Source organism: Rhodococcus sp. NPDC054953 (genome assembly GCF_053609225.1).
Map to the genome: position 1 here is coordinate 106,716 of NZ_JBSGXD010000008.1, position 23,698 is coordinate 130,413.

The 23,698-nt window shown below is 70.2% G+C and carries 21 protein-coding genes; 6 read left to right on the top strand and 15 right to left on the bottom strand.

Annotated features, from left to right (window positions below; all coding sequences use genetic code 11):
• Positions 1-85 precede the first annotated feature (85 nt).
• Entirely contained in the window at positions 86-1,489 is a 1,404-nt protein-coding gene (lpdA, locus tag ACWF62_RS08245; protein WP_378506125.1) for a dihydrolipoyl dehydrogenase, read from the bottom strand.
• 273 nt (positions 1,490-1,762) lie between these two features.
• Here lpdA and ACWF62_RS08250 point away from each other — a divergent pair, with 273 nt between their 5' ends.
• Positions 1,763-3,805 carry a prolyl oligopeptidase family serine peptidase gene (locus tag ACWF62_RS08250; RefSeq protein WP_378506124.1) on the top strand — a complete coding sequence of 681 codons (2,043 nt, stop codon included), beginning with the start codon at positions 1,763-1,765 and terminating at the stop codon, positions 3,803-3,805.
• Between the two features lie 79 nt (positions 3,806-3,884).
• Here ACWF62_RS08250 and ACWF62_RS08255 read toward each other — a convergent pair whose 3' ends face one another.
• Both ACWF62_RS08255 and ACWF62_RS08260 read right to left on the bottom strand, forming a co-directional pair.
• A complete protein-coding gene (locus tag ACWF62_RS08255) occupies positions 3,885-6,236 on the bottom strand; it encodes a serine/threonine-protein kinase (RefSeq protein WP_378506123.1) in 2,352 nt (783 codons plus the stop codon).
• A 9-nt stretch (positions 6,237-6,245) separates the two neighbouring features.
• Entirely contained in the window at positions 6,246-7,079 is an 834-nt protein-coding gene (locus ACWF62_RS08260) for an alpha/beta hydrolase family protein (RefSeq protein ID WP_378506122.1), read from the bottom strand.
• Positions 7,080-7,124: 45 nt separating this feature from the next.
• Here ACWF62_RS08260 and ACWF62_RS08265 point away from each other — a divergent pair, with 45 nt between their 5' ends.
• Positions 7,125-8,231, top strand: a complete 1,107-nt coding sequence (locus ACWF62_RS08265) for an N-formylglutamate amidohydrolase (protein WP_378506121.1) — start codon at positions 7,125-7,127, stop codon at positions 8,229-8,231.
• Between the two features lies 1 nt (position 8,232).
• Here the strand turns inward: ACWF62_RS08265 and ACWF62_RS08270 are convergent, their stop codons facing one another.
• The 12 genes from ACWF62_RS08270 to ACWF62_RS08325 all read right to left on the bottom strand — a co-directional run bounded on the left by ACWF62_RS08270 (position 8,233) and on the right by ACWF62_RS08325 (position 20,202).
• Positions 8,233-9,567, bottom strand: coding sequence for an anaerobic C4-dicarboxylate transporter (locus ACWF62_RS08270; protein ID WP_378506120.1), 1,335 nt, complete (start codon positions 9,565-9,567; stop codon positions 8,233-8,235).
• Positions 9,568-9,746: 179 nt separating this feature from the next.
• Entirely contained in the window at positions 9,747-10,775 is a 1,029-nt protein-coding gene (locus ACWF62_RS08275; RefSeq protein ID WP_378506119.1) for an alpha/beta hydrolase, read from the bottom strand.
• A 286-nt stretch (positions 10,776-11,061) separates the two neighbouring features.
• Positions 11,062-12,687, bottom strand: coding sequence for a chaperonin GroEL (gene groL / locus ACWF62_RS08280; protein ID WP_378506118.1), 1,626 nt, complete (start codon positions 12,685-12,687; stop codon positions 11,062-11,064).
• Between the two features lie 333 nt (positions 12,688-13,020).
• A complete protein-coding gene (locus ACWF62_RS08285; protein ID WP_378506117.1) occupies positions 13,021-13,560 on the bottom strand; it encodes a DUF6764 family protein in 540 nt (179 codons plus the stop codon).
• 179 nt (positions 13,561-13,739) lie between these two features.
• On the bottom strand, positions 13,740-14,519 hold the full coding sequence (locus ACWF62_RS08290; RefSeq protein WP_378506116.1) for an HAD-IIA family hydrolase: 780 nt from the start codon (positions 14,517-14,519) through the stop codon (positions 13,740-13,742).
• Positions 14,520-14,568: 49 nt separating this feature from the next.
• A complete protein-coding gene (locus tag ACWF62_RS08295; protein WP_378506115.1) occupies positions 14,569-15,564 on the bottom strand; it encodes an SdpI family protein in 996 nt (331 codons plus the stop codon).
• On the bottom strand, positions 15,561-15,911 hold the full coding sequence (locus tag ACWF62_RS08300) for a GntR family transcriptional regulator (protein WP_378506114.1): 351 nt from the start codon (positions 15,909-15,911) through the stop codon (positions 15,561-15,563). Before ACWF62_RS08300 ends, ACWF62_RS08295 begins: the two co-directional genes overlap by 4 nt.
• A gap of 120 nt (positions 15,912-16,031) precedes the next feature.
• The gene (locus ACWF62_RS08305) at positions 16,032-18,413 is read right to left on the bottom strand and encodes an ATP-binding cassette domain-containing protein (RefSeq protein ID WP_378506393.1); all 2,382 of its coding nucleotides are present in this window, start codon (positions 18,411-18,413) and stop codon (positions 16,032-16,034) included.
• Between the two features lie 70 nt (positions 18,414-18,483).
• Positions 18,484-19,110, bottom strand: coding sequence for a glyoxalase (locus tag ACWF62_RS08310; protein ID WP_378506113.1), 627 nt, complete (start codon positions 19,108-19,110; stop codon positions 18,484-18,486).
• Positions 19,107-19,520 carry a VOC family protein gene (locus tag ACWF62_RS08315; RefSeq protein WP_378506112.1) on the bottom strand — a complete coding sequence of 138 codons (414 nt, stop codon included), beginning with the start codon at positions 19,518-19,520 and terminating at the stop codon, positions 19,107-19,109. Before ACWF62_RS08315 ends, ACWF62_RS08310 begins: the two co-directional genes overlap by 4 nt.
• Before the next feature lie 10 nt (positions 19,521-19,530).
• Positions 19,531-19,980 (bottom strand): helix-turn-helix transcriptional regulator, encoded by a 450-nt coding sequence (locus ACWF62_RS08320; RefSeq protein WP_378506111.1) that lies wholly within the window; start codon positions 19,978-19,980, stop codon positions 19,531-19,533.
• Positions 19,981-20,037: 57 nt separating this feature from the next.
• Positions 20,038-20,202, bottom strand: a complete 165-nt coding sequence (locus ACWF62_RS08325) for a hypothetical protein (protein WP_378506110.1) — start codon at positions 20,200-20,202, stop codon at positions 20,038-20,040.
• Positions 20,203-20,400: 198 nt separating this feature from the next.
• On the opposite strand from ACWF62_RS08325, the gene ACWF62_RS08330 reads away from it, so the two are divergent.
• The 4 genes from ACWF62_RS08330 (at position 20,401) to ACWF62_RS08345 (ending at position 23,694) form a co-directional block, all read left to right on the top strand.
• Positions 20,401-20,871 carry an SRPBCC family protein gene (locus ACWF62_RS08330; RefSeq protein WP_378506109.1) on the top strand — a complete coding sequence of 157 codons (471 nt, stop codon included), beginning with the start codon at positions 20,401-20,403 and terminating at the stop codon, positions 20,869-20,871.
• Between the two features lie 119 nt (positions 20,872-20,990).
• Positions 20,991-21,704, top strand: coding sequence for a phosphatidylserine decarboxylase (locus ACWF62_RS08335; RefSeq protein WP_378506108.1), 714 nt, complete (start codon positions 20,991-20,993; stop codon positions 21,702-21,704).
• Positions 21,701-22,570, top strand: coding sequence for a CDP-alcohol phosphatidyltransferase family protein (locus ACWF62_RS08340; protein WP_378506107.1), 870 nt, complete (start codon positions 21,701-21,703; stop codon positions 22,568-22,570). The genes ACWF62_RS08335 and ACWF62_RS08340 overlap by 4 nt, the downstream gene beginning before the upstream one ends.
• A 5-nt stretch (positions 22,571-22,575) precedes the next feature.
• Positions 22,576-23,694 carry an alpha/beta hydrolase gene (locus tag ACWF62_RS08345; RefSeq protein ID WP_378506106.1) on the top strand — a complete coding sequence of 373 codons (1,119 nt, stop codon included), beginning with the start codon at positions 22,576-22,578 and terminating at the stop codon, positions 23,692-23,694.
• Positions 23,695-23,698: the final 4 nt, after the last annotated feature.

Below are 23,698 nucleotides of genomic sequence, written 5' to 3' on the forward strand. Positions count from 1 at the left end.
CCCTTCGCCGTGGAGGCGGCTACGCCACCCGTGAGTCTTTCTGGCCCCGTGGTGGGCCAAAAAGACTCACGGGCAGCGGAGCTGCCTAGAAGTTGATCATGTGGCCTGCGAGGCCGTGGATGGCCTCCTGCAGCGCCTCCGACAGGGTCGGGTGGGTGTGCACGTTGCGGGCCAGCTCGTTGACCGTGAGGTCCCACTTCTGCGCAAGGGTCAGCTCCGGCAGCAGCTCGGAGACGTCGGGGCCGATCAGATGGCCGCCGATGAGCTCGCCGTGCGTCTTGTCCGCGATCAGCTTGACGAAGCCGGTCGGATCGGCGAGGCCGTGGGCCTTGCCGTTCGCGGTGAACGGGAAGGTCGCGACCTTGACGTCGTAGCCCTCCGCCCGTGCCTGCTCCTCGGTGAGACCGAACGACGCGACCTGCGGCTGGCAGAAGGTGGCGCGCGGCATCATCCGGTAATCGCCCAGTTCGAGGGTCTCCGCGCCGCCGATGGTCTCTGCAGCCACGACGCCCTGCGCCTCGGCGACGTGCGCGAGCTGCAGCTTCGCGGTGACGTCGCCGATCGCGTAGATGCCGGGCACGTTGGTGCGCATCCGCTCGTCGATCGCGATGGCGCCGCGGTCGGTCAGCGCGACACCGGTGTTCTCAAGGCCGTAGCCGGTCACGTTCGGGGCGAAGCCGACGGACTGCAGCACCTTGTCCACGACGACGGTCTCGACGGTGCCGGACTTGTTGTCCTTGATCGCGACGGTGACCTTGGTGCCGTCGTCCTCGATGGTCTGGACCGCGGCGCCGGTCTTGATCGTGACGCCGAGCTTCTTGTACTGCTTGGCGATCTCCTTGGAGACGTCGGCATCCTCGTTCGGCAGCGCGCGGTCGAGGAATTCGACGATGGTGACGTCGACGCCGTAGTTCTTCAGGACGTAGCCGAACTCCATCCCGATCGCGCCCGCGCCGACAATCAGGATCGATCCGGGCAGGTCGCGGGTGAGGATCTGCTCCTCGTAGGTGACGACGTTGCTGCTCAGCGACGTGCCGGGGAGCAGCTTGGTGGTGCTGCCGGTGGCGATGATGACGTTGTCGAAGGTGACCGTCGCGGTGCCGCCCTTGGCCAGCGCAACGGAGATCGCGTTCGGGCCGGTGAAGGTGCCGCGGCCGTCGAACTCGTCGATCTTGTTCTTCTTCATCAGGAAGTGGACGCCCTTGACGCGGCCGTCCGCGACCTGGCGGCTGCGATCGAACGCGGCGCCGAAGTCGAACGACGCCTCCCCCGAGATGCCGAAGGTCTTCGCCTCTTTCGTGAAGATGTGCGCAAGCTCGGCATTGCGGAGAAGCGCCTTGGACGGGATGCAGCCCACATTCAGGCAAACACCGCCCCAGTACTTCTCTTCGATGATGGCGGTTTTCAGACCCAGCTGCGCCGCGCGGATGGCTGCGACATACCCGCCGGGACCGGCACCGAGGACAACGACGTCATAGTGTGAGGTCACGATTCCCCAGGGTAGTCCCGCCCGAATTCCCTGTCCCGACACGGTCCGGTTACCGACGAGTAGGGTCCGCGGCGCGAGCTGGCCCGACCCGCTCGCGCGGCATCCCGCCGAAATCGCGCCGAACGACCGGGTCGGGGAGGACAATCGAGGGGGTGGTCGTGGGCCCGTCAGGACCGAGTCCACGACCACCGCCCGGCCCGCCGGAATCCGCGCTGGCCGGGGCCCGACGCGCCCGGCCGTCCGGCGTGCCGCGCCGCGGAGTATCAATGATGAATGGCTGCACCCGACCCGAACGACCCGCATCTCTGGCTCGAGGACGTCACCGGCGACGCCGCCCTGGACTGGGTCCGGACCCGCAACGACCGCACGGTTGCCGAGTTCGCGTCCACCCCGGACTTCACCGACCTGCAGACCCGCATCCGGGCCGTCTTCGACACCGACGCGCGCATCCCGTACGTCCGCAGGCGCGGCGCGTTCCTCTACAACTACTGGCGCGACGCCGACCACGTGCGCGGGCTGTGGCGACGCACCACGATGGACTCGTACCGCACGGCCGCCCCGGAGTGGGAGGTCCTCGTCGACCTCGACGCGGTCGCGGAAGCGGAGGGCGAGAACTGGGTGTGGTCCGGTGCCCAGGTCCTGCGGACCGAGGACGGCAACGACCAGACCCGGGCGCTGGTCAGCATGTCCCGTGGCGGCGCCGACGCCGTGGTGATCCGTGAATTCGATCTTGTCCGACGCGAATTCGTCGCCGTCGCCGACGGCGGATTCGTGCTCCCCGAGGCGAAGACGGACATCGACTGGATCGACATCGACACCGTCTACGTCGGCACCGACACCGGCCTCGACGCCCTCACCGACTCCGGCTATCCGCGGATCGCGGCCCGGTGGAGTCGCGGCACCGACGTCCGCGACGCCCCGGTCGTGTTCGAGGGCGAGCACACCGACGTCGCGGTCTCGGCATGGTTCGACCGCACCCCCGGCTTCGAACGCAGCTTCGCCGAACGCTCTGTCGACTTCTACACCTCGCAGCGGTTCGAAATCGCCAGGGACGGAAGCCTGATCCGCATCGACGCCCCCGAGGACGCGCGGGTGTCCGCGCACCGGGAGTGGCTGCTGATCCGCACCCGCTCCCCCTGGACGGTCGGCGCGGACACCCATCCGGCGGGCACCCTGCTCGCCGCGAGGTACACCGACTACCTGGCTGGCTCCCGGGACCTGACCGTGCTGTTCGCACCGGACGCGCACACCGCACTCGAGCAGTACGTGTGGACCCGCAATCACCTGCTGCTGGTGACGCTGGCGGATGTGCAGACCCGGATGCGGGTCCTCACCCCCGGCCCGTCCGGGTGGACCGACATCCCGCTGGACGGCATCCCGGACCTGACGTCCACCGACGTGCTCGACGTGGATCCGGTGGACTCCGACGAGTTCTTCCTCAACTCGGGCGGCTACCTGACTCCAGCGACGCTGCTGCACGGGTACGTCGGCGAACCCGTCGAGGCACTCAAGCAGGCCCCCGCCTTCTTCGACGCGGCGGACCTGTCGGTGTCCCAGCGGTTCGCGACCTCCGAGGACGGCACCGCGATCCCCTACTTCGTGGTCCGCCGCGCGAACGCAGCGCCGGGCCCGACGCTGCTCTACGGCTACGGCGGCTTCGAGAACTCGCTGCTCCCCGGCTACAGCGGCGCCCTCGGCCGCGGCTGGCTCGAACGCGGTGGCACCTACGTCGTCGCGAACATCCGCGGCGGCGGCGAGTACGGTCCGGGCTGGCACACCCAGGCGTTGAAGGCGGGGCGGCACCGGGCGTACGAGGACTTCGCGGCCGTCGCCCGCGACCTCGTTGCGTCCGGCATCACCACTGTCGCGCAGCTCGGCGCCCAGGGCGGCAGCAACGGCGGACTGCTGATGGGCGTGATGCTCACCCGCTACCCGGAACTGTTCGGTGCCATCGTCTGCCAGGTGCCGCTGCTCGACATGCGGCGCTACCACCTGCTACTCGCCGGCGCCTCCTGGATGGCCGAGTACGGGGACCCCGACGACCCGGACGCGTGGGCCTACATCGGGGAGTACTCGCCGTACCAGAACACCGACCCGGACCGGGCCTACCCGCCGGTGCTGATCACCACGTCCACCCGCGACGACCGGGTGCATCCGGGGCACGCGCGGAAGATGGCCGCCCGCCTCGAGGAGCAGGACCACCCGGTCCGGTACTACGAGAACATCGAGGGCGGGCACGGCGGCGCCGCCGACAACGCGCAGCTCGCGTTCAAGTCGGCGCTGGCGTACGAGTTCCTCTGGCGCACCCTGAACTGACCCCGTTGAACGGGGGTTCATGTGTCACGTCCGGCTGGCGGATGACTCATGAACCCCCGTTCAATGCGTCGGGAGGGGGTCAGTGCACGATTCTGGCGAGAGCACGCAGGTCGGATTCGATCCGCCGGAACAGCTGGTACACCCCGAGGAACGCGGCGATCCCGCCGAGGCACAGCACCCGGACGGTCACATCGACGGCGCTGCCCGGGTGGTCGCCGACGAAGCTGAGCCCCGCGACCCCGATCAGCGGCACCGAGGCTGCGACGGCGAGATAGCGGGTCCCGACGCGCCGCAGCGCGCGGATGTCGCGGCCGTCGGTGCCGCGGATCTCACCGTGGGACAACACGATCGGATACAGGCAGCGGACCGCATAGTAGGTCAGAAGGAAGTACGGGTAGGCGACGGCGACCGCGCCGCACACCACCAGCGATGCGAGCAGGTGGGAGTAGGCGCGCTGCGGGATGCCGCCCGCCACGATCCGCAGCGCGATCGGATACCCGATCCCCGCCACCAGCCACGCCGCGAAACTGACGACGACGGCACGATGCCCGAGGCCCAGCGTCGCGACCCGCGCCCGGCCCAGGGTTGCGGCGTCGTAGCTCCGGCCCCGGCGGATCCCGCGGGGCACCGTCAGCGCGAGCCTGCACCACCACACGATCAGCACGCCCGCGATCGGGAAGGCGACCGCCCCGACCACCAGGTGCACGAACTCGAGGTGCTGCTGCGCCCGCACCGACAGGGTCGAGATGATCAGCTCCCGGTTGTAGTAGTAGTTGTAGCCCGCGGCAACGAGATTCGGGATCCCGATCGACAGCAGCAGGATCGGCAGTGCCCACCGCCACAACGACGCCCGGACACTGCCAGGGCGGGGGTCGACGAGGTCACGGGCGTGCGGGTCCAGGCACAGCGCGAACTGGCGGGCCAGCCTCCTGCCGTCCGACCAGCGGTCGGCGGGGTCCGGTGCGAGCGACCCGATCAGGACCCGTCGCAGCGCGGCGGGACAGTCGGCGGGCAACCGGCCCGCGAGGTCGTCGTCGACCCCGCGTCGACGCCGCGCGAGTGGCTCGTCCCACGGCTGACCCGGTGCGGCGTCGGGGAACGGCCGCGACCCGGTCAGCAGTTCCCACAGCAGCACGCCCAGTGAGTAGATGTCGCTGCGGGTGTCGATCGGGGCGGACGCCCCCGCCGCGCGGCCCGCCACCGCCGCCAACTGCTCGGGTGACATGTACGCCGCCGACCCGGCCACCGCACCCGACGCGCCGGGCACCGCGGGGGTATCGCCCGAACTGACGTTGAAATCGGCGAGTTTCGGCACCCCCTCGGGTGTGAGCAGCACGTTCGCCGGTTTGATGTCGCGGTGCAGAACCCCGTGCGCGCGGGCGTACTCGAGCGCCTCGGCGAGCCGCAGCCCGATCCACGCCACCGTCTCCGGCCAGGACAGCGCCGCCACCTCCTCGCGCACGCTCGATTCGGCGGGCCGCATCTCACCCTTACCTGCCCGGATCCGGTCGATCGAGTCGAGCAGCAGCCGTCCGTCCCGCTGGTCCTGCGGTGTTCGCCGCACCAGCCGGACCACGTCGAGCAGGGTGCCGCCGGACACGTACTCCATGAACAGCATCCGCAGCCTGCGGTCCTCGAGGACCCGCTGGTCGAAGACCCGCACGATGTTCGGGTGGTCGAGCCGGGCCAGGGTCCGCGCCTCGCTCCCGACGTCCCGGGAGATCTTGAGCGCGACCCAGCGCTGCATCGACCGCTGCCTGGCGAGGAACACCCTGGCGAACGCACCGTGGCCGAGCTCGGTGACCAGGTCGAAGTCGTCGAGCCGGTGCTCGCCGGCGAGGTCGTCGCTGCCGGGCAGCTCCAGGCCGCCGGTGCCCACGGTTCTCGGGTCGTGCTCCCGCAGCCAGTCGAAGCGGTCGGCCTGAGCGGGGAACTCCGCCACGTAGTCGTTGGGGTCGACGGTGTCCCCGCTGAGCCTGCGCACCCGGTACTCCTCGTAGACGAGCTCCGGCGGCAGCGGCTCGGCAAGCAGTTCCGGAAACTCGAGGCAATAGTCGGCGATCCGTTTCGGCCGGTGCACCCGCAGCCACCGGTACGCGAGGTCGACGGCGATCAGCTCGACGAGCGCCGCCCGCCGGATCGCGGCCATGTCCGGCAGGTACTCCCGCAGGTCGGCCGACGCCCGCGCCTCCTCCCAGTCCGCGACGAGGCGCCCGACCCCCGAGTCGACGACGAATCCCGGGCTCGCACCGGGCGCGCTCGGGTGGGTGCCACCGCCCGGGTCGGGCTCGATGTGTCCGCCCGGGTCGGGCTCGATGTGTCCGCCCGGGTCGGGCTCAATGTGTCCGCCCGGGTCGGGTTCCGTCCCCGGCCCCGGTGGCGGACCGCTCGCAACGGTCTCGTCACCCGCGGGTCGGGCGGGCCGATCCATGGCCGGTCGTCACTCTCGGTCCCGCAGCCAGGCCACGATCCGGTCCACGGTGCTTCCGCAGTTGCGGATCCACCCGTTGTGTCCCAACGGTTCCCCCTGGTGCCATGTCGTGACGTCCGCGTTCGGCAGCTTCCGGACCAGGTCCCGGATCGCGGGTTTCGGGGCGAGGTCGTCGGCCTCGACGGAGATGGAGAGCACCGGGAGGGTCAGCCCCGCCAGCGCCTGCTCGTAGTCGATGTCGGCGTCCGCGGGGTCGATCAGGCCGGTCCGCGCGAACCGGGACCAGTCCGAGATCAGGACCTTCGACTGGCGTCCGAAGCCGCCGACGTCGAACCGGTCGCCCGGCCAGAACCCCGCCACGTTGGCGGTCACCGACATCGCGGCCGAGCCGACGAGCAGTCCCGCGCCGCGCATCATCCCGTGCGTGCGGTGGAACGGAGACCCGGACGCGACCAGAATCACCCCGCCGAGCGCACCGTGGATGCGGGCCGCGTACATCACCCCCAGCTGCCCGCCCATGCTGTGCCCGAGCAGGTACGGGGTGCTCTCGTCGAACCGTTCCCGGACGGCCTCGAAGATCGCCGGGTAGTCCACCGACGCCAGCTCCTGATAGCCGTAGCTGCTTGCCGGGCCGGGTCGTGGCCTGCTGTCGCCCTGGCCGCGCAGTTCCCCGATCGCCGCGTTGAACCCGTGGCCGACCAGGGCCCGAGCAACGGTGTCGTAGTAGCCGCCCGGCACCCCGAGCCCGGGGAAGATGACCACCACCGGCGCCGCGTCCCGGCCCGCGAACAGCCGCACCGGGACCTCGGTTCCGTCCGGCATCTGAATCGGAATCGTCTCCACCGTTCAATACTCTCCCCTGAGCGCTGCTGCCGATAGTGTTCGACCATGGCACTCTCCGACCCGCTGCTGCTTCCCGCCGGAACCGAGTTCACGCCCGACGATCTGATCTTCTACGCCGATCGGGACAGCCGCACCCTGGACGAGGCGCTCGCGGACGCGGACCTGCTGGTCAGCTGCCCGCACGCGGGATCGCTGATTCCCGCGGAACTCGCCGAGTTCCTTGCCCCGGAGTTCACCCGCCGGCTGCAGTTCGACTTCACCGACTGTTCCACCAGCCCGATCGTGCGGCGCTGGGCCGAGCTCGACCCGCGCATCGTGTACGTCGAGAACCCGCATCCGCGGTTGGTGCGCGACCCCAACCGGGCCAGGCCCGCCGACCTGCACGCGGACCTGGTCGAGGCGTTCGCCCGGGTTCGGGCGGCAGGCCCGTACAACCGTGTCGACCTCACCGGGGTGGACGCGATCCGCCCGGTCACGTTCTCGTTCTTCCCGCTGCTGGTCGAGCCCGACAGCGCCGCCGGGATGCGGGTGCTGGCGAACTCCCTCGCTGCCGTGGCGACCCGCGGGCTCGAGGTGTACGAACGGACCAGGGACGACCTGATCGGCCGGATGGTCGACCTCGCGTTCACCAGGGCACGGGACACCGGCCGCCCCGTCGAGTTCACCACGCTGTCCTTCCACGACACGATGAACACCACCACCACGCGGGACGGTGCGGTGAATGTCGCTCGTGCACCGGAGGATCGGCTGCCCGATGTGGTTGCCCTGTCCAATCGTGGTGACCACAACGGGGATCCGCGCGGCGACCACCCGGTGACGATGGCACCCGGGATGATCCGGGCGCTCGCGGACGCGCACCGGACCGGCTTCGCGGTCGACGGCGAGGCGGTTGCCCTGAATCAGCCATACCTCGGCAGTCAGGAGATCATCTCTGCCGGACGCCGATTCGCCGAGCTGGCGCCGCAGGCCGCGGCGGCCGGAGTGACCCTCGCTGCGGTGCAGGCGGAGTTCCGCCGCGAGTTCCTGCTCGGCCCCACCCTCACCGCCGAACTGCACGAGCCGGGCGTCGGGTGGCCGGTGGCGGACCCCGACCAGGTCGAGTCGATCGCGGAGTTGTGCCGGGCCGCGTGGGACGCGTACCGCGCCCGCTGACTCAGCCCAGGATCACCCCGAGCGCCGAACCCGCCGCGATCGTGGTGACCGCGAGGATCAGGGTCGGCAGGAAGAACGAGTGGTCGACGAGTTTGCTGCCGAGCTTGGTGCTGCCCGACTCGTCGAAGTTCGCGGCCGCGATCTGGGAACCGTTGGTGGGCAGCAGGTAGACGCCGGCGAACGCGCCCGCCCACATGCCGCTGATCAGTCCCGGCGCCAGTCCCGCGGTGAGGCCGATCGGCACGATGGTCCGGGTCGCGGTCGACTGGCTGGTGGTCAGCACGCACACCAGGAAGACGCCGAGCGCGAAGATCCACGGCGCCGCCTCGACAAGGTCGCCGACGGTGTCGGTGATCAGTTCTTCGTGCGCGCTGATGAAGGTGTCGGTCATCCAGGCGAGACCGAACAGTGCGATCGCCGAGACCATGCCCGCCCGGAACACCGACATCGTCGGCACGTCCGCGACCGGCGGCCTGCTCACCAGCAGGATCAGGGTGCCGACGACGAACATGATCATCTCGATGATCGGCGTCATGCCGAGCGGGGTGCCGTCGGAGGCGTCCGGTCGAATGCCCTTGAACAGCCCGAACACCACGATCGCGACAACGCCGACAAGGAAGATCAGCGCCGCATTGCGCCCCTGCGTCGACGCCTTCAGCTCGATCCTGCTCAGGCCGCCGGCTGGTGCGGCGAGGTCACCGGACGCGATGCGCGCCTGGATCTCCGGGTCCTCGGCGATGTCCTTGCCGAGCCGGTTCACCACGACCGACGAGAGGACGATGCCGATCACCGCCGCGGGAAGGGTGATCTTGATGATGTCGATCAGCTCGAAGTTGTACGGCGCCACATCGGTCAGGGTGACCATCGCCGCCATCGCCGCGGACACCGGGCTGCAGGCGAGCGCGACACCGGTCGCGACCACCGACAGCGACAGCGGGCGAGACGGCCGGATCCCGTTGCGGTAGGAGGCGTCGTAGATGACGGGCAGCAGCGGATACAGAATGTTCGAGGTGCCTGCGCCGACCGAGAACAGGAACGACACCAGCGGAGCGATGAGGGTGATCTGCTTGGGGCGCTTGGCGATCAGGTTCGCGGCAATCGACACCATCCAGTCGATGCCGCCAGCGGCCTGCATCATCGACGACGCCAGCACCACCGACAGGACGATGAGCAGCGCGTCGACGGGAGGGGTGCCGACGTCCTCCCCGAAGACGAACACGAGGACCGCGACACCGGCGCCACCCCACAGGCCGAGGGCGACACCACTCGATCGGGTGCCCATCACGATGGCGCCGAGCACCACGAGGAGTTCGAGCACGATCACCACTGCGTCCACCCGCGTTCACCCCGTTCGTCGGCGGGGCGCCCCGGGCCCGGCTCGAAGCGGATCCTACGCACGGCGAACGCAGGCATCCGGTTACCGCGCCGCGAATCCCGCCGATCGGCACCGACCCGTGACACGGCAACGGCGCCGGCCCCGCGACTGCGGGACCGGCGCCGTTGGCGTGCGTTAGGTCAGAGCCCGATGGTGCGGGCGATCCACGGCCACGACTTGTGCAGGTCGTCCTGCCAGTAGCCCCACGAGTGGGTTCCGTTCGGACGGAAGTCGAAGGTGGCCGGGATGTTCAGGTCATTGAGCCGCTTGAACAGGTTGTTCGTGCACAGCAGGGTGGCGCCCTCGATCACGCCGCCGACGATCACCTGGTTCGCCAGTGCTCCGGTGCCGCCGGTCGCCTCCAGGGTGTCGTGCGGGCCGGGCAGGCCGTTGCCGGTGGACATGTAGATCTCGGTGCCGCGCAGCTTCTCCGCGTTGACGACCGGGTCGTTGGCGATCCACTCCGGGCTACCGTCCGGGCCCCACATGTTCTCGGTGTCGCCGCCGCCGCGGGACTCGACGACCAGCTTGATGTACGCCTTACCCGCCGGGGTGGTGGTCTCGGCGCAGCCGCTGTAGCCCGCGACACTCTTGTACACGCCGGGGGCCTGGATCGCGAGGTTCAGCACGCTGGTGCCGGTCATCGAGATCGCGGCGAGCGAGTTGGTGCCGTTGCCCTTGAACGCCGCGTCGATGATCGGCGGCAGCTCCTGGGTGAGGAACGTCGTCCACTTGTTGCGGCCGAGCTCCGGGTCGTCCTTGATCCAGTCGGTGTAGTAGCTGAACGCGCCGCCGACCGGGGTGACGACGTTGACGTTCTTGTCGGCGAAGAACGAGGCGACGTCGGTGCGACGCTGCCAGGTCGCGGAGTCCTCGCCGCCGCCAGCACCGTTGAGCAGGTACAGGGTGGGGCGCTCGGAGTTCATGTCCGCGGGCAGCTGAATCTTCAGCGGGATGGTCTTGTCCATGGACACCGAGTGCACGTAGGCCGTGATCTGGCGTCCGGAGCCGTCGATGCGCTCGAGCTTGGATCCGTTCGGTGCGACCGCGCTCGGGACCTCGTCGGCGTTGGCGACGGCGCCGACGCCGAGCAGGGGCAGGACGGTCAGCGCGGCCGTCGCGGCCGCGAGGCGGCCGATCCGACGTGCGGATCCACGAAACTTGGGCATCTTCCCACCTTGGTGTGTCGTCTACGTTCGTTAGCGGTGCGTTCGCGTATATATACAGTACCGGGGCCCCATCGTTACCGAATGGGGCCTCGAGACGTGTGTACGCCCGGACAGTGTGGCCGAGTGCGCACCCGTTGTCCACGGAATCGTCGAAGTATCGGATGAACATCACCCGTCGGATCGACGACGCCGCGGTGACCGGACGGACGAGGCCGACCCACCGGACGGTGGATCGGCCTCGGTCAACCGGGTGGGGCGGCCGGGCCGCCCCGAGCGTGCGTCGGACTCAGAAGTCCATGCCGCCCATTCCACCGGTCGGGTCGCCCATCGGAGCGGCGGCCTTCTCCGGCTTGTCGGCAACGACGGCCTCGGTGGTCAGGAACAGCGCCGCGATGGACGCCGCGTTCTGCAGCGCCGAGCGGGTGACCTTGACCGGGTCGTTGATGCCCGCGACGAGCAGGTCCTCGTACTCGCCGGTGGCGGCGTTCAGGCCGCTGCCTGCGGGCAGGTTACGAACCTTCTCCGCGACGACGCCGGGCTCGAGGCCTGCGTTGAACGCGATCTGCTTGAGCGGGGCCTCCAGGGCCACCTTGACGATGTTGGCACCGGTGGCCTCGTCGCCCTCGAGCTTCAGGTCGTCCAGGACCGGAGCGGCCTGCAGCAGCGCGACGCCACCACCGGCGACGATGCCCTCCTCGACGGCGGCCTTCGCGTTGCGGACGGCGTCCTCGATGCGGTGCTTGCGCTCCTTGAGCTCGACCTCGGTCGCGGCACCGGCCTTGATGACGGCGACGCCACCGGCCAGCTTCGCGAGGCGCTCCTGCAGCTTCTCGCGGTCGTAGTCCGAATCCGACGCCTCGATCTCGGCGCGGATCTGGTTGACGCGACCGGCGATGGCGTCGGCGTCGCCTGCACCCTCGACGATGGTGGTCTCGTCCTTGGTGACGACGACCTTGCGGGCGCGGCCGAGCAGCTCGATGCCCGCGGTCTCCAGGGACAGGCCGACCTCTTCGCTGACGACCTCGCCACCGGTGAGGATGGCGATGTCGGCGAGCTGCGCCTTGCGGCGGTCACCGAAGCCGGGAGCCTTGACGGCGACGGACTTGAAGGTGCCGCGGATCTTGTTGACGACCAGGGTCGACAGGGCCTCGCCCTCGACGTCCTCGGCGATGATCAGCAGCGGCTTGCCTGCCTGGATGACCTTCTCCAGCAGCGGCAGCAGGTCCTTGACCGTCGAGATCTTGGAGCTGACCAGCAGGATGTACGGATCCTCGAGGACCGCTTCCTGACGCTCGGCGTCGGTCGCGAAGTACAGCGAGATGTAGCCCTTGTCGAAGCGCATGCCCTCGGTGAGCTCGAGCTGCAGGCCGAAGGAGTTGGACTCCTCGACGGTGATGACGCCTTCCTTGCCGACCTTGTCCATGGCCTCGGCGATCAGCTCACCGATGGACGCGTCGCCCGCGGAGATGCCTGCGGTCGCGGCGATCTGCTCCTTGCCCTCGACCTCCTTGGCGGTGTCGAGCAGCTTGGCGGTGACGGCCTCGACGGCCTTCTCGATGCCGCGCTTGAGGCCAAGCGGGTTGGCGCCTGCCGCGACGTTGCGCAGACCCTCACGGACGAGCGCCTGAGCGAGGACGGTGGCGGTGGTGGTGCCGTCGCCAGCGACGTCGTCGGTCTTCTTGGCGACCTCCTTGACCAGCTCGGCGCCGATCTTCTCGTAGGGGTCCTCGAGCTCGATCTCCTTGGCGATGGACACGCCGTCGTTGGTGATCGTGGGGGCGCCCCACTTCTTCTCGAGCACGACGTTGCGACCCTTGGGTCCCAGCGTCACCTTGACGGCGTCGGCGAGGCTGTTGAGGCCACGCTCAAGGCCGCGACGGGCCTCTTCGTCGAACGCGATGATCTTGGCCATTGCGAAGTGATCCTCCGGATTGGGGGTGACACACAAGGCGACCGCTCGTCGGGTCGCCTCATTGGCGCGCAGGGCGAGCGCATGCGTTCGCCCCGTTCACTCGGCCAGGTTCGGTGCCCGCGACGGACGACCGAGGGTGTCGATGGATCCCGGCCTCACCGCCCCGACCTGGCACTCACGTGTTGCGAGTGCCAAGTGCATTTTTAGCACTCACCCGAGGCGAGTGCAAGGACTCACGACCCCCTCCACGTGCGCGGGGCGCGCCAGCACGGGCCCCTCCGGACCCGGCCGACACGCCCCGATTGCTCCGCGGAATCAGCGGATCACCGTGCTTCAGCGAATCAGGCACACCGCGCCGGTATTGAGGTTCACCGCGAACGACAGCGGGCCCATGCAGTCCACGCCGTCCGGTGTTGCGGTGGCACCGGAGCCCCAGCCGGCCAGCGCGAACGTGGTGTTGCCGTTGCCGCCCCCCGCCTTCGCGATGCCGCCACCGATCGCGAAGGCGTGCGCCTGGCCCGGGCCCTTCGTCGTGCTGAGCGCGACCCCGAAACCGGTCGCGAACGTGTTCGCGCCGCCGACCTCGGCGACGCTGACCGCGGTGCCGCTGTCCGTCGCGCCCGCCGTCGCGGTGCCACCGACCGTTGCGGTCGCGCCGCAACTCGCGTCACCAATCACGCGAATGTCGTCGGCCGACGGCGGGGACACGCAGTCGACGCGGGCCGCGGACGCGACCCCGCCGCCCGCGACGGCGAGGCCGCCGATCACGGCGACACCCGTCGCGATCGACGCGCCAACGCGGGCGAATCGGGTGCCGAACAGGGTCAGGGAACGGGGGCGGAACGCAGTGCGCACGAAACTCCTCGGCGGCATGAAGTGGGATGGGATGGGGTCGACCGTACCGAACAACCGGGCGCTCGGCCCCCGGGTTTCGCAAGCCCATCGTCGGTGACGATTCGCGGCCGGTTTGCCGGTCCGGCCCTGCCGATTTCCCGGGGCAGGCGCAGGTCCGACAGAACGGACATCTCCCCCGGGCGATGGCCGGTCGCCACTCATGGATCGAGCCGGTCGAGCAGGTCGGGCAGGTCCGCCACCGAATCGATGACATGGTCGGGAAGGACCGGCGGCGAGTCAAGGACGGCAGGCCGGAACTTCCCGGTCCGGACCAGCACCCCGACATATCCGACGTACTGCGCGGCGAGCACGTCGCCCACCAGGTCGTCGCCGATCATCATGGCGTGTTCGGGTTCGGTGCCCATCAGCGCTGCCGCGGTGGTGAACCCAGTCGGGGCGGGTTTGCCGATCACGGTGACCCGCGCACCGCCTGCGGCCTCGAGCCCCGGCAGGTAGGCACCGGTGTCGATGCGGAGCCCGTCCGCGGTGGCCCAGGTGAGCCCGCTCTGCATCGCGACGACCGGGACCGCGCGCTGCATCATCTCGGCCACCCGACTCAACGTCAGGTGATCGAACTCCGGGCCCGCGCTGCCGAGCACCACCACGTCCGGATGCTCGTCGACGAGGGTGATCCCGGTCAGGTCCTCCGCGATGTCGCCATGGTTGATCAGCAGGCAGCGGGCGTCCCGGTAGGTGGACCGCAGATACTCGGCGGTCAGCACGGCCGCGGTGACGATCTCCCCGGTGTCGACCTCCATGCCGCAGGACAGCAACGCGGCGGCGATCTCGCGGCGGGTACGGGAGGTGGTGTTGGTGAGGAAGGCCCGGGGCAGTCCGCGGGCGCGCAGCGCATCCAGGGTCGCCCGGGCACCGGGCAGTGCTCGCCACGAGGTGACGAGCACTCCGTCGATGTCGAACAGGACCCCGTCGACGCTCACCGATCAAGTATGCGCCGGGCCGGGCGGCGAGCGGCGGACGCGCCCCGCGTCAGACGCGCCCGCGGGCGGCGAGGGCATTGAGCGCGGCGGCCGCGCCGGCCGCGTCGTCGACGGTGACGGTGAACCGTGACCCGTCGCCCCGGGTGACCTGCAGCGCCTCCCCCGGGCGGGCGATCAGCCCGACACCGCGCGGCCCGATCCGGTAGCCGTAGCCGCCGAACCCGTTCAGCACCCGGACGGTGACGGCCCGCGCCTCGGCCACCTCACCGAGCGGGATCGTGATCGCTCGAACCGGGACGAGTCCGCGCGCGGTCAGCCCGCGATGGTCGATGCCGACCCGGACCGGCGCCAGAACGAGTGCCATCAGGGCCGCGGAGATCACGGCGACAACGAGCACCAGGAGCGCGCTCGCGCCGCCGGTGGCCAGCAATGCGCCCGCGACAACGACGGGAACGACCCCCACGCCCACCCCGACCCACCGGGGCATCGACGCGGATCCCGACCAGGCGACCCGCTCGCGGTCCGCGAGCGGAATCCGCGGAGCGTCCGCGGGCGGCGCGTCGCTCGCCCGCGCCGGGCCGGGGGACGGCACCGCACGGGCACCGAGCAGGGCGGCGATCGCGCCGATCACGGCCGCGGCGACGAGTCCCCAGACGGGAACGGTGACGTCGGCCGCGTCGGCGACGCCCCGCTGCGGGGCGGCCATCAGCAGCGGAACCGCGGCGACGAACGACCCGATCCCGGCCGCGGCCGCGACGCCCGTCCGCGCGGTGCGCAGATCGCGGCGGGTGATCAGGACCAGCACCGTCACCAGGACGGCCGCGGTGGCCGGGCCGAGGAGCACCGACCAGCGCGCCGCGCCGGGCGAGGCGAAGCCGTCCGCGTCGCCGCCCGGCCCGAAGTGCACGGCGAGCGGGTCCGGCAGGTCCGCGGACCAGGCACCGAACAGCACGACCGCGACCGCACCGACCAGCAGCGGCGCCGCCAGTGCGGCGACGAGGGCCCGCGGCCACGACACCCGGGGTGTTTCCATCGAGTCGGTCATCCCATCTCCTTCGTCACGAGGGTCACGAGTTCATCCGTGCTCACGCCGAGTCGGCGCGCCTCGACGACGAGGTCCCGCACCACCTCCTGCAGCCTGCCGCGGCGGCCGCCGTCCGCGACGACGACCGCACCCCGCCCGCGCCGGAGTTCGATCAACCCCTCCTCGCGCAGCAGCTGATAGCCCCGCAGCACGGTGTGCACGTTGAGGTCGAGGGAGGCGGCGAGGTCTCGTGCGCCGGGCAGGCGATCGCCGGGCGCGACTCCGCCGTCGGCGATGGCCCGACGCACGCTGGCCGCCACCTGCTCGAACAGCGGTGCCGGCGACGCGGGGTCGATTCGGATGAGCACGACTTCATCGTATTGTTCTATCTCCAATAGAACAAGTTGCCCGACCGTGCACGGCCGAACGGGCGGTTGTCGGGACGGGCTCTCGACCGATGCCCCGACAACCGCCCGTTCGGTGGAGGATCAGGCGCCGACGTACTCCGCGAGGTGCGTGCCGGTGAGGGTCGAGCGCGCGGCGACCAGGTCCGCGGGCGCACCCTCGAAGACCACCCGACCACCGTCGTGGCCCGCACCCGGACCGAGGTCGATGATCCAGTCGGCGTGCGCCATCACCGCCTGATGGTGCTCGATGACGATCACCGACTTGCCGGAGTCCACCAGCCGGTCGAGCAGGCCGAGGAGGTTCTCCACGTCGGCGAGGTGCAGGCCGGTCGTCGGCTCGTCGAGGATGAGGACGTCACCCTTCTCCCCCATGTGGGTGGCGAGCTTGAGGCGTTGCCGCTCACCGCCGGACAGGGTGGTCAGCGGCTGACCGATCTTCACGTAACCGAGGCCAACGTCGACGAGCCTGGCCAGGATCCGGTGCGCCGCCGGAAGCTTCGCGTCACCGCTGCCGAAGAACGCCTCGGCCTCGGCGGCCGACATGGTCAGCACCTCGCTGATGTCCCTGCCGCCGAACGTGTACTCGAGAACCTCGGCCTGGAACCGCTTCCCCTCGCACACCTCACACGGAGCCGAGACGCCGCCCATCATCGCGAGGTCCGAGTAGATCACCCCGGCGCCGTTGCAGTTCGGGCACGCACCGTCGGAGTTCGCGCTGAACAGGCCCGGCTTGACGCCGTTGGCCTTCGCGAACGCCTTCCGGATCGGATCGAGCAGCCCGGTGTACGTGGCGGGATTGCTGCGCCGCGAGCCCTTGATCGCGCCCTGATCGATGGACACCACGCCGTCCCGGCCCGCGACCGACCCCGTGATCAGCGAACTCTTGCCGGAGCCCGCGACGCCGGTCACCACGACGAGCACACCCAACGGGAGGTCGACGTCCACGTCCCGCAGGTTGTGCGCGTCGGCGCCGCGAACCTCGAGTGCGCCTGCGGCGGTGCGCACCGCAGGCTTGAGTGAGGCGCGGTCGTCGAGATGCCGTCCGGTGAGGGTGCCGCTGGCGCGGAGCTCGCCGACGGTGCCCTCGAACACGATCTCGCCGCCGTCGGTGCCCGCGCGCGGGCCGAGGTCGACGACGTGGTCGGCGATCGCGATCGCCTCCGGCTTGTGCTCGACGACGAGCACGGTGTTTCCCTTGTCGCGCAGCTGCAACAGCAGGTTGTTCATCCGCGCGATGTCGTGCGGGTGCAGACCGATCGTCGGTTCGTCGAAGACATAGGTGACATCGGTGAGCGAGGACCCGAGATGCCGGATCAGCTTGGTGCGCTGCGCCTCTCCCCCGGACAGGGTGCCCGCCGGGCGGTCGAGGCTGAGGTAACCGAGGCCGATCTCGACGAACGAGTCGAGCGTGCGACGCAGCGCCGTCAGCAGCGGCGCCACCGTGTCCTCGTCCAGCCCGCCGACCCACTCGGCGAGGTCGCTGATCTGCATCGCGCACACGTCGGCGATGCTGAGGCCGGCGATCTTCGACGACCGGGCCAGCTCGCTGAGCCGGGTTCCCGCGCAGTCCGGGCAAGTCTGGAAGGTGATCGCACGGTCGACGAACGCCCGGATGTGCGGCTGCATCGCCTCACGGTCCTTGGACAGGAACGACTTCTGAATCTTCGGGATCAGGCCCTCGTAGGTGACGTTGACGCCCTCGACCTTGACCTTGGTTGGTTCCTTGTACAGCAGGTCGCCGAGCTGCTTCTTGGTGAACCTGGCAATCGGCTTGTCGGGGTCGAAGAATCCGCAGCCGCGGAAGATCCGGCCGTACCAGCCGTCCATGCTGTAGCCGGGGATCGTCAGCGCGCCCTCGTTCAGCGATTTGTCGGCGTCGTACAGCGCGGTCAGGTCGAAGTCGGAGACCGTGCCCATGCCCTCGCAGCGCGGGCACATCCCGCCGGTGACACTGAAACTTCTGCGCTCCTTGATCTCCAGTCCGCCCTTTTCGACGGTGACCGCCCCGGCACCGCTGATCGACGCGACGTTGAACGAGAACGCCTGCTGCGAGCCGATGTGCGGCGTGCCGATTCGGCTGAACAGGATCCGCAGCATCGCGTTCGCGTCGGTGGCGGTGCCGACCGTCGAGCGCGGGTTCGCGCCCATCCGCTCCTGGTCGACGATGATCGCCGTCGTCAGGCCCTCGAGCACGTCGACGTCGGGCCGCGCGAGCGTCGGCATGAAGCCCTGCACGAACGCGCTGTAGGTCTCGTTGATCATCCGCTGCGATTCGGCGGCGATCGTCGCGAACACCAGTGAACTCTTGCCGGACCCCGAGACGCCGGTGAACACCGTCAGCCGCCGCTTAGGGAGGTCGACGCTGACGTTCTTGAGATTGTTCTCCCGCGCACCGTGCACGCGGATCAGGTCGTGGCTGTCGGCGGCGGGCAGCCCGGCCGGCTGCGTTGTCGTCGGTGCCATGCTCACGTGGTCTCCATCCGTCGAACGGTGCCGCCGTCGCGGCCGTGGTCTCCGTGCCTGTCCGAACCCTTTATACGGGCGCCGTCTCCCACCGGAAGCCGTCCGGATCGGTGCAGGGGCCCGCGGTGCCGCGGACCGCGATGCGGTGCGAGCCGGTGCCCTCGGGGGACACGCCCGCGTTCTTCGCCAACGCCGCACGCCCGTTCAGCGCGAGGGTGACGCCGTCGGGCGCGGCCTCGAACTGAACGTACTTGCGGCCGAAGCTCTTCTGCACGACGAGCCCACGGTCGACGTAGAACTGCTTGCTCGCCTTGACGTCCGCGACCCCGAGCAGCAGGACCAGCTCGTCGAACTGTCGGACCGCCGGTCCGGTGTCCTTCTTCGACGAACTCGCGATCGTCCAGATCGCGCCGTCCGGGGCCTGCACTGCGCCGCCGTACCCCCACAGGCTCTTCCTAGCCGGCTTCAGTTCGGTCGCACCCCCGGCGAGGGCGGCCGCGACATACGCGTCGACGTTGCCGGGCTGGGACACCACCAGCGAGAGCGTGTAGCCGCGGAACCCGGTGGACGGCTCCTGCTCGGCGCGCACGCCGATCCGGGACCCGAGCCCGAGACCGCGGTAGAACGTCTCCGCGGCCGCGACGTCGGCGGCGCCGAGGAGCACCGAGGTCACCATCGTCGACCCTGCGGTGCTCATCGGGTCACCTCGTTGATGCGCAGCAGGTTGCCCGCGGGGTCGCGGACGGCGCAGTCGCGGATGCCGTACGGCTGCTCGATCGGTTCCTGCACGATGTCCGCGCCGCTGGACTCCAGCTTCGCGAACGTCCGGTCGAGGTCGGGGGTGGCGAGGGTGAGGATCGCGTAGGTCCCCTTCGCCATCATCTCGGTGATCGTGCGGCGCTCGTCCTCGGTGATGCCGGGGTCGGCGGCGGGCGGGTGCAGGACGAGGGAGGTGTCGGGTTGGTCCGGGTGCCCGATGGTGATCCAGTACAGCCCGTTGTAGCCGACCTCCTTGCGGACCTCGAAGCCGAGGAGGTCGCGGTAGAACGCCAGTGCGGCGTCGCGGTCGTCGTGGGGAAGGAAGGCCGAGTGAATGGTGAGGTTCATGTCCATCACGCTAGGGCCGCGCGGCGGGCCGCGCTTCTCGATTCCTGACCGGTCTGGTGACCTGCTTGGTGACACACGACTGCATCTCCGCGTCGGACCGCTGCTGGTCCCGGTACACGCTCGGCGGGACGCCGACGAGTTCGGCGAAGCGGGTGCTGAACGTGCCCAGCGAGGAACAGCCGACCGCGAAGCAGACCTCGGTGACGCTGAGGTCGCCGCGGCGCAGCAGGGCCATCGCGCGTTCGATGCGCCGGGTCATCAGGTAGGAGTACGGGGATTCGCCGTACTCCTTCCGGAACTGCCTGCTGAGGTGCCCTGCGGACATGTGCACGCCGCGGGCGAGGGCCTCGACGTCGAGCGGGTGCGCGTAGTCGCGGTCCATCCGGTCCCGGACGCGTCGCAGTCGGGCAAGGTCGCGCAGCCGCTGGGCGGTTGCGGCCTCGTCGGTCGATCCGGTCATTCGACCGATCGTGCCACGGCCGGGGGCCCGCCGGGCCCGGCGACGCGACCCGGCCCGTCAGCGGGTGAAGTGGCCGCGGGCGAGGTCGTCGACCTCGTGCGGGGTGAGCAGCCGTTCGAGCCGCTCGCTCGGCCAGGACGGCCGCCTGCCGAGGCCGTGCCCGATCGGCAGCATCGGGACCGGGTCGCGATGGGCGGGGCGACGAACGACGGGGATCTTCACGGCAGGCTCCGGGTGCGGGTGCCGACCACGGGGGCGGCGGGCGATGGGCTGGATACCCTGTTCATCGCCGTCCACCGGCAAGTCATTACCGCAGGCGCGATGCGAGACCTTGACGAACCCGACCTGCCGACGAATCATAGGTAGCCGACTCATCTGTAACCGTCGGTACCACACACTTCGAACGAACCGGAGAGCCCCGTGACGAACACCCTCGAAGCCACCATCGAGATCGACGCCGCACCGGACGCGGTCTGGCGGGTGATCTCCGACCTCGAGCGCATGGGCAGGTGGAGCCCGCAGTGCAAGGTGATGAAGGTCTTCGGCGGGCCGGTGCGCACCGGCACCAGGACGGTCAACGTGAACAAGAAGGGCCTGCTCGTCTGGCCGACGAGCAGCAAGGTCATCCGGTTCGACCCGAACACGGCCATCGCCTGGCGGGTGGCGGAGAACCGCACCATCTGGAGCTACGAGCTCACCCCGACCGAGCGCGGCACCCGCGTCACCGAACGCCGCGAGGCCCCGACCGGGACCAGCAAGGTCTCCGCGTTCCTCGTCGACAAATTCATGGGCGGGACCGCGGACTTCGAGGTCGAGATGGTGTCGGGAATGAACACCACACTGGCCCGGATCAAGAGCGAGGTGGAGTCCGCGACCGCGCACGCCGGGTGACCGGGGGCCCAGGCCGGCTTTCGGGGTGGGGCGACCGGGCCCCACTCGGCTAGCCTGTGCAGTGCCCGCGGGCGGCGAGCCCGCGGCCGCCCGCACCGTCCCCGACCGAAGAGGATCTCGTGGCCCGCCGACCCATGCCCATTGGCACTCCGCAGCCGACCGGGCTCGCCCACATCGTCGACCTGGTCCGGACCACGATCCCACCCCTGCACCCCGCCGGGTTGCCGTTCGTCCTCGCCCCGCTCGGCGTTGCCGTGCTCGGCCGCCGTCGCCCGTGGCTGCGTCGCACCGGCCTGCTCGCCGCCGGCGCGAGCGCCGCGTTCTTCCGGCACCCGCATCGGGTGCCGCCGAACCGGCCGAACGTGGTGGTCTCCCCCGCGGACGGCGAGGTGGCGCTCGTCGACACCGCCGTCCCGCCCGCGGAACTGGCGATGGGCGATCAGCCGGTGCCGCGGGTCAGCATCTTCCTGTCGGTGCTCGACGTGCACGTGCAGCGGAGCCCCGTCGCGGGTGAGGTCCTTCGGGTCGTGCACCGGCCGGGAAAGTTCCTGTCCGCCGATCTGGCCGAGGCCAGCGACGCCAACGAGCGCAACTCGATGCTGCTGCGGACGCCGTCCGGACATGATGTCGCGGTCGTGCAGATCGCCGGGTTGCTTGCGCGGCGCATCGTCTGCCAGGCCGAGGTCGGCGACCGACTGCCGATCGGTGACACGTACGGCCTGATCCGGTTCGGTTCCCGCGTCGACACCTACTTCCCCGTCGGCACCACGCTGATGGTGGAGAGGGGACAGCGCGCCGTCGGCGCCGAGACCGTGCTCGCGCAGCTCCCGTGAGCCAGCCGGAGGTCGTGACGAACACCCGCCGCGTCGCAACCAGCGGGCTGCTGCTGCTGCCGAGCACGCTGACGATCCTGGCCTTGTGCAGCGGCCTGTCCGCGGTGAAGTTCGCGCTCGGCGGCCAGCTCGGGGTCGCGCTGGGGATGATCGGCGTCGCCGCCGTCCTCGACTCGCTCGACGGCCGGATCGCACGCCTCCTCGACGCGACGACGAAGATCGGCGCGGAGCTCGACTCCCTCGCCGACGCCATCTCGTTCGGCGTTGCACCGGCACTGGTGCTGTACGTGACGCTGCTGGACGGCAGCAACGCGGGCTGGATGGTGGCGCTGGTCTACGCGGTGAGCATCGTGCTGCGACTGGCCCGCTTCAACACCCTTCTCGACGACGAGTCCGCGCCGTCGTACACGAACGAGTTCTTCGTCGGTGTGCCCGCCCCGGCCGGGGCCCTGATCGCCCTGACCCCGATCGCCGCGTATGAGGCGTGGGGGGACGGCTGGTGGTCGTCGTTCTGGCCGGTGTCGGTGTGGACGGTGCTGTCGGCGGTCCTGATCGTCAGCCGGATCCCGACGCTGGCGATGAAGACCTTCTCCGTTCCGCGGCGGATGGCGGCGGTGCTGCTGATCCTGGTCGCCCTGATCGGCGCCGCCCTGATCACCTACCCGTACGTGCTGCTGATCGTTCTCGTCTTCGCGTACCTGGTGCACATCCCGTTCGCGGTCCGATCCAAGCGGTGGGTCGCCGCCCGACCCGAGGTCTGGGACGTCAAACCCGCGGAGCGGCGCGCGATCCGACGAGCACCCGACGGTCACCGGCCGAAGCGTTCGGCGCAACGCCTCGGGCTCCGCAGGCCGCGATCGAAATGAGAGAGATGACGACGACGATGCGACGGGCGATGCGACGGATGTTCGCCGCGGGCCTTCCCGCTGCGGTGGCGATCGGCTCGGTTGGCCTGCCCGCCACGGCCTCGGCGCTCCCGGTCCGCGGGCCGATTCCGGTTGCCGGATCGTCGGTTGCCCCGTCCGGCACCGACACCGAAGTCACCTTCGAGGCGGGCGGCCTCGTGCTGCACGGCAGCCTCCGCGCACCGGCGCACCCGCGCACGGGTGCGGCGGTCCTGCTGCTGCCGGGCAGCGGCCCGACCGACCGGAACGGCAACCAGCCGGGCCTGACCGCGAACACGATCGGCCGGATAGCCGACGACCTGGCCGCGCAGGGCATCCCGAGTCTGCGTTTCGACAAGCTCGGCAGCGGCGCCACCGGCCTCGCCGGGTTGCCGCCCGAACGCCTCGCCGAGTTCGGCTTTACCGCGCAGGTCGATCACGCGGCGGCCGCCGCCCGGGTGCTGGCCGAGCGCACCGGCGTTCCGACGGACCGGCTGATCCTGGTCGGGCACAGCGAGGGCGCCTTCACGGCGCTCGCCCTCGCCGAGCGCGGCATCGGGCACGGCGGCCTCGGGCTGCTTGCCCCGCTCCCGATGCGCTACCTGGACCTGCTCACCGCGCAACTGAACACCCAACTCGATCAGGCCGTCCGGATCGGCCAGATGTCGGTCGCCGACGCCGACGCCGCCCGCGCCACGCTCCGCGACACCATCGCGGGCCTGCGCGAGTCCGGCACCCTGCCCGCCCGACCGGATCCGCTGCTCGCGAGCATCGGCCTGGTCCGCTCGAACGCGAAATTCCTCGCCGAAGCCGACGCGCTCGACCCGGTGCGGTTGGCCGCCGCCGTCCCCGACAGCACCCCGGTCCTGCTGACGTGTTCCGACAAGGACCTGAACGTCAACTGCGCGCAGGTGGGGCCGATCCGCGACGAATTGGGCCACACCGACCTGCATTTCGCGCATTTCACCAATGCCAATCACCTGCTCGACGAGCTGGGCCCGCTCCCGCCCGGCCCGCTGGACATGATCGTGCCGCTCCCGCAGTCGCTGGAGTTCAGCGCGGCGCTGCACGACTGGTCGGCGCGGTTCCCCACCGATCACAACTAGGGTG

Coding starts and splice junctions, on each gene's coding strand:
- ACWF62_RS08255 (WP_378506123.1), bottom strand. CDS start 6,236: ATGGATCGGCCCGCCCGACCCGCGGGTGACGAGACCGTTGCGAGCGGT.
- groL (WP_378506118.1), bottom strand. CDS start 12,687: ATGGCCAAGATCATCGCGTTCGACGAAGAGGCCCGTCGCGGCCTTGAG.
- ACWF62_RS08285 (WP_378506117.1), bottom strand. CDS start 13,560: ATGCCGCCGAGGAGTTTCGTGCGCACTGCGTTCCGCCCCCGTTCCCTG.
- ACWF62_RS08295 (WP_378506115.1), bottom strand. CDS start 15,564: ATGACCGACTCGATGGAAACACCCCGGGTGTCGTGGCCGCGGGCCCTC.
- ACWF62_RS08310 (WP_378506113.1), bottom strand. CDS start 19,110: ATGAGCACCGCAGGGTCGACGATGGTGACCTCGGTGCTCCTCGGCGCC.
- ACWF62_RS08250 (WP_378506124.1), top strand. CDS start 1,763: ATGGCTGCACCCGACCCGAACGACCCGCATCTCTGGCTCGAGGACGTC.
- ACWF62_RS08275 (WP_378506119.1), bottom strand. CDS start 10,775: ATGCCCAAGTTTCGTGGATCCGCACGTCGGATCGGCCGCCTCGCGGCC.
- ACWF62_RS08320 (WP_378506111.1), bottom strand. CDS start 19,980: ATGACCGGATCGACCGACGAGGCCGCAACCGCCCAGCGGCTGCGCGAC.
- ACWF62_RS08315 (WP_378506112.1), bottom strand. CDS start 19,520: ATGAACCTCACCATTCACTCGGCCTTCCTTCCCCACGACGACCGCGAC.
- ACWF62_RS08265 (WP_378506121.1), top strand. CDS start 7,125: ATGGCACTCTCCGACCCGCTGCTGCTTCCCGCCGGAACCGAGTTCACG.
- ACWF62_RS08305 (WP_378506393.1), bottom strand. CDS start 18,413: ATGGCACCGACGACAACGCAGCCGGCCGGGCTGCCCGCCGCCGACAGC.
- ACWF62_RS08345 (WP_378506106.1), top strand. CDS start 22,576: ATGACGACGACGATGCGACGGGCGATGCGACGGATGTTCGCCGCGGGC.